Origin of the sequence: Staphylococcus rostri (assembly GCF_002902145.1) — a bacterium.
Classification (GTDB): Bacteria; Bacillota; Bacilli; order Staphylococcales; family Staphylococcaceae; genus Staphylococcus; species Staphylococcus rostri.
On the sequence record NZ_PPRF01000065.1, the window covers coordinates 22,979 to 28,978 of the forward strand.

4 protein-coding genes and 1 other annotated feature are annotated in these 6,000 nt (G+C 40.0%); all 4 genes read left to right on the plus strand.

What is annotated here, in order from left to right; all coding sequences use genetic code 11:
* Nucleotides 1-23 precede the first annotated feature (23 nt).
* Nucleotides 24-162: a sequence feature (ribosomal protein L10 leader region), on the plus strand.
* A gap of 49 nt (nt 163-211) precedes the next feature.
* Entirely contained in the window at nt 212-712 is a 501-nt protein-coding gene (gene rplJ / locus CD122_RS09090; protein WP_103358665.1) for a 50S ribosomal protein L10, read from the plus strand.
* Nucleotides 713-757: 45 nt separating this feature from the next.
* On the plus strand, nt 758-1,123 hold the full coding sequence (gene rplL, locus CD122_RS09095) for a 50S ribosomal protein L7/L12 (RefSeq protein ID WP_103358666.1): 366 nt from the start codon (nt 758-760) through the stop codon (nt 1,121-1,123).
* A 333-nt stretch (nt 1,124-1,456) separates the two neighbouring features.
* Nucleotides 1,457-2,065 (plus strand): class I SAM-dependent methyltransferase, encoded by a 609-nt coding sequence (locus tag CD122_RS09100; RefSeq protein WP_103358667.1) that lies wholly within the window; start codon nt 1,457-1,459, stop codon nt 2,063-2,065.
* A gap of 209 nt (nt 2,066-2,274) precedes the next feature.
* Complete coding sequence (gene rpoB, locus CD122_RS09105; RefSeq protein WP_103358668.1) at nt 2,275-5,829, plus strand: DNA-directed RNA polymerase subunit beta; 3,555 nt, start codon at nt 2,275-2,277, stop codon at nt 5,827-5,829.
* The last annotated feature ends 171 nt before the right edge of the window (nt 5,830-6,000 follow it).

Here is a 6,000-nt window from a genome sequence, read left to right on the forward strand (position 1 = left end):
TACGGTCAAAACAGTTATATTTAACTTTGTTGAATATTTTACCTAAGACAGTAGGAGCATGTATATGCTTAATATTTCATCCTACCGAGGCTAAATTGACTTGAACGTGTAAACATTCAAGCACTTTTTGCCCAGGGTAAAAAGTGCTTTTTTTATTCGAGAGACATCTTGGATATATAAAAGCATAAAAATTATCTATGGAGGTGTCTAAATGTCTGGAATCATTGAAGCGAAAAAACAACAAGTTGACGTAATCGCTGAGCAACTTAAATCTTCTGTTTCTACAGTAGTAGTTGACTACCGTGGTTTAACAGTAGCTGAAGTGACAGAATTACGTAAGCAATTACGTGAAGCAGGCGTACAATACAAAGTTTACAAAAACACATTGTTACGTCGTGCAGCTGAACAAGCTGGTATCGAAGGTTTAGATGAATTTTTCACTGGCCCAACGGCAGTTGCTTTCACAACTGAAGATGTCGTTGCACCAGCTAAAGTTATCGCTGGATTCGCTAAAGAACACGAAGCTTTAGAAATTAAGACAGGTGTCATGGAAGGTAGCGTAATCACTGCTGAAGAAGTTAAGACAGTTGGTTCTTTACCATCACACGACGGTCTTGTATCAATGCTTCTTTCTGTATTACAAGCGCCAATCCGCAACTTCGCTTATGCAGTTAAAGCTGTTGGTGAAAACAAAGAAGAAAACGCAGAGTAATTAATAAACTAAATTTAAACATTTAAAAATTGGAGGAATATTAACATGGCTAATCAAGAGCAAATCATTGAAGCAATTAAAGAAATGTCGGTTTTAGAATTAAACGACTTAGTTAAAGCAATCGAAGAAGAATTTGGTGTAACTGCAGCAGCACCAGTTGCAGCAGCAGGCGCAGCTGGCGGAGACGCAGCAGCTGAAAAATCTGAATTTGACGTTGAGTTAACTTCAGCTGGATCATCAAAAATCAAAGTTGTTAAAGCTGTTAAAGAAGCAACTGGCTTAGGCTTAAAAGACGCTAAAGAATTAGTTGACGGTGCTCCAAGCATCATCAAAGAAGCTATGCCTAAAGAAGAAGCTGAAAAACTTAAAGAACAATTAGAAGAAGTTGGCGCTTCAGTAGAATTAAAATAATTCATTGATAAGTGAAAACCCGCTATTTTATGAAATAGCGGGTTTTTGAATATGTAAATGAAGTCGTGCGTTTTTGTGTCTTATGACTTTTAAATAAGGCTGAGATATTAATGGGAATATGCAATTTAAGTTGAGTGATTTCATGTTAATGGTAGTAGCTGATTGGCGTGAAGAGACGCTTTCGCAAGTTTTTTGTGCTTACTAAGGCTTGCCAGGGTAGGGCAACGGAATCTTTTTACTAAATGAGATGCCTGTCCCATGCTCCCATAGATAATTGAAGAATAACTGCTTCAAAGTGAAAAGAATTTATATGTAGATAAGGTGTGAATGTCGATGAGTCATTATTATGACGCACATCCTGATACGCAATCTGATGAAAAAGAGATTGTGTATGATTGCTATAAACAGCGTTTAAATTTAACGACGGATGCCGGCGTTTTTTCAAGAGATCAAGTGGATTTCGGATCAGACTTGTTGATTCGTACTTTTTTAAGTGAGCATCCACCAGGTCAATCGAAGTGTATTGCGGATGTTGGCTGTGGTTACGGTCCCATCGGTCTGTTGCTTGCAAAAGTAGCGCCACATGACCAACTAACAATGCTTGATGTGAACTATCGTGCACTTGACTTGGCGCGCAAAAATGCGAAACGCAATCAAATTGATAATGTAACAATTCAAGAAAGTGATGGTTTGGCGGAAGTTGCCAATGCGTCACAACACTATATTTTAACGAATCCACCGATACGCGCAGGCAAGCAAGTCGTGCATCAGATATTAGAGGATGCACATGACAAGTTGATGCCAGAAGGTGCGCTGTATGTGGTGATTCAAAAGAAACAAGGTATGCCTTCAGCTAAGAAAAAGATGATGGCTGTTTTTGGTAATGCAGAATCTATCAAGAATAGTAAAGGTTATCACATTTTAAAGAGTGTTAAATCTTGATTTTGTGATATATGTATGATATAGTTATAAGATGAAAAATTTATGTTCAACAAGTGTGTACTTTTACGGGTAAAGTTTCATTGTAACATTGAAAAATAGCGTGATTAGAACAGAAAATGGTGTCATCAAGTATATGCTACCGTTTTCTTTTTGTCTTGATATGCAATGTTATTGTAGAGTACGACACAATATTTGAGGGGTGAATCTGTTTGGCAGGTCAATTTGTCCAATATGGAAGACATCGTAAACGTAGAAACTACGCAAGAATCTCAGAAGTATTAGAGTTACCAAACTTAATTGAGATTCAAACAAAATCATATGACTGGTTCTTAAAAGAAGGCCTTTTAGAGATGTTCAGAGATATCTCACCAATCGAGGACTTTACAGGCAACTTGTCTTTAGAGTTCGTTGATTACAGACTAGGCGAACCTAAGTATGATTTGGAAGAGTCTAAAAACCGTGATGCGACGTATGCAGCACCATTACGTGTGAAAGTTCGTTTAATTATTAAAGAAACAGGCGAAGTAAAAGATCAAGAAGTCTTCATGGGTGATTTCCCATTAATGACTGAAACTGGTACTTTCGTGATCAATGGTGCAGAACGTGTTATCGTTTCACAATTAGTCCGTTCACCATCTGTATACTTCAATGAAAAATTAGATAAAAATGGTCGCGTGAATTATGATGCGACAGTGATTCCTAACCGTGGTGCATGGTTGGAATATGAAACAGACGCAAAAGATATTGTTTATGTGCGTATTGATAGAACGAGAAAACTCCCATTAACAGTATTATTACGTGCGTTAGGTTATTCAACGGATCAAGAGATTATCGACTTGATTGGTGATAACGAGTATTTACGCAATACTTTAGAAAAAGACAGCACAGAGAATACAGATCAAGCATTATTAGAAATTTATGAGCGTTTACGTCCGGGTGAACCACCAACACTTGAAAATGCGAAGAGTCTATTATACTCACGCTTTTTCGATCCCAAACGCTATGACTTAGCGAGTGTTGGTCGTTACAAGGCGAACAAAAAGTTACATTTAAAACACCGTTTATTCAATCAAAAATTAGCGGAACCAATTGTTAACACTGAAACTGGTGAAATTGTTGCTGAAGAGGGAACAGTTCTTGACCGTCGTAAGTTAGACGAGATTATGGATGTTCTTGAATCAAATGCAAATGCACAAGTGTATGAGTTGCCAGATAGCATTGTTGACGAGCCAGTTGAAATCCAATCAATCAAAGTATACGTGCCAAATGATGAAGAAGGCCGTACTACGACAGTGATTGGTAATGCATTCCCTGATTCAGAAGTGAAATGCATCACACCAGCTGACATCGTAGCTTCAATGTCATACTTCTTCAACTTGTTACACGGCATTGGCTACACAGACGATATCGACCATCTTGGTAACCGTCGTTTACGTTCTGTAGGTGAATTATTACAGAACCAATTCCGTATCGGTTTATCACGTATGGAACGTGTTGTACGTGAAAGAATGTCTATTCAAGACACTGAATCTATCACACCACAACAATTGATTAATATCCGTCCTGTGATTGCGTCAATTAAAGAGTTCTTCGGTAGCTCTCAATTATCACAATTCATGGACCAAGCGAACCCACTTGCTGAGTTAACGCACAAGCGTCGTCTATCAGCATTAGGACCTGGTGGTTTAACGCGTGAACGTGCACAAATGGAAGTGCGTGACGTACACTACTCTCACTATGGTCGTATGTGTCCGATTGAAACGCCTGAGGGACCAAACATTGGTTTGATCAACTCATTATCTAGTTATGCGCGTGTTAATGAATTCGGATTTATCGAAACACCTTATCGTAAGGTAGATATCGAAACAAATACAATCACAGACCAAATCGATTACTTAACAGCTGACGAAGAAGATAGCTATGTTGTCGCACAAGCGAACTCACGCTTGGATGAAAACGGTCGTTTCATTGATGATGAGATTGTATGTCGTTTCCGTGGTAACAACACGACAATGGCGAAAGAAAAAATGGACTACATGGACGTATCACCGAAGCAAGTTGTTTCAGCTGCGACAGCATGTATTCCGTTCTTAGAAAACGATGACTCTAACCGTGCCTTAATGGGTGCGAACATGCAACGTCAAGCGGTGCCATTGTTAAACCCTGAATCACCATTCGTTGGTACAGGTATGGAACACGTGGCAGCACGTGACTCTGGTGCAGCAGTTATCGCAAAACACCGTGGTCGTGTAGAACACGTTCAATCAAAAGAAATCTTAGTAAGACGTTTGATTGAAGAGAATGGTCAAGAGTACGAAGGTGAACTAGATCGTTATCCATTAGCGAAGTTCAAACGTTCTAACTCAGGTACTTGTTACAACCAACGCCCAATCATTAAAGCTGGCGATGTTGTTGAGAAAGGTGAAATTTTAGCTGACGGTCCTTCAATGGAACTTGGCGAAATGGCACTTGGACGTAACGTTGTCGTTGGTTTCATGACATGGGACGGTTATAACTACGAGGATGCCGTAATCATGAGTGAACGTCTTGTGAAAGATGACGTATATACATCTATTCACATTGAAGAATATGAGTCTGAAGCACGTGATACGAAGCTTGGACCTGAAGAAATTACGCGTGATATCCCTAACGTATCTGAAAATGCACTTAAAAACTTAGACGATCGTGGTATTGTCTATGTTGGTGCTGAAGTTAAAGACGGCGATATCCTTGTTGGTAAAGTAACGCCTAAAGGTGTAACAGAATTAACAGCTGAAGAACGTTTATTACACGCAATCTTTGGTGAAAAAGCACGTGAAGTACGTGACACGTCATTACGTGTACCACACGGTGCCGGCGGTATCGTACTAGATGTTAAAGTGTTCAACCGTGAAGAAGGCGACGATTCACTTTCTCCAGGTGTTAACCAATTAGTACGTGTATACATCGTTCAAAAACGTAAAATTCACGTAGGGGACAAAATGTGTGGTCGTCACGGTAACAAAGGTGTCATCTCTAAAATCGTTCCAGAAGAAGATATGCCGTACTTACCAGATGGTCGTCCAATCGACATCATGTTGAACCCACTTGGTGTACCATCTCGTATGAACATCGGACAAGTATTAGAGTTGCACTTAGGTATGGCTGCTAAAAACTTAGGCATCCACGTTGCATCACCAGTATTTGACGGTGCGAACGATGACGATGTATGGTCAACAATTGAAGAAGCTGGTATGGCTCGTGACGGTAAAACAGTCCTTTACGATGGTCGTACAGGTGAACCATTCGATAACCGTATCTCTGTCGGTGTTATGTACATGTTGAAACTTGCGCACATGGTTGATGATAAACTTCACGCACGTTCAACAGGACCATACTCACTCGTTACACAACAACCGCTTGGTGGTAAAGCACAATTCGGTGGTCAAAGATTTGGTGAGATGGAGGTATGGGCACTTGAAGCATACGGTGCTGCGTACACATTACAAGAAATCTTGACTTACAAATCGGATGATACGGTTGGTCGTGTTAAAACGTATGAAGCAATCGTTAAAGGCGAAAACATCGCAAGACCAAGTGTTCCTGAATCATTCCGCGTATTGATGAAAGAACTTCAAAGTTTAGGTTTGGACGTCAAAGTGATGGATGAACAAGATCAAGAAATCGACATGAGCGACATGGAAGACGATGATGCGCCAGACAATAAGTTGAATGCGCAACAACCAGCAGCTGTTCAAGAAGCACCAGCAGAAACGAACGAGTAATCATAAACTATCAAATAGAAGGTAGAGGTTGCGACAGCGTCTGGGGTTAGGATATAAAAAATTTAAGTGCTGGGAAGCCGATAAACGGTGTCCCAAAAGCAGGATTTTCGACAGAACTGCCACGATTTCGGCAAAATCAAAAAGCAATTTTGCTCATCGTTCGGTTCTGCT

Coding starts and splice junctions, on each gene's coding strand:
- rplJ (WP_103358665.1), top strand. CDS start 212: ATGTCTGGAATCATTGAAGCGAAAAAACAACAAGTTGACGTAATCGCT.
- rplL (WP_103358666.1), top strand. CDS start 758: ATGGCTAATCAAGAGCAAATCATTGAAGCAATTAAAGAAATGTCGGTT.
- CD122_RS09100 (WP_103358667.1), top strand. CDS start 1,457: ATGAGTCATTATTATGACGCACATCCTGATACGCAATCTGATGAAAAA.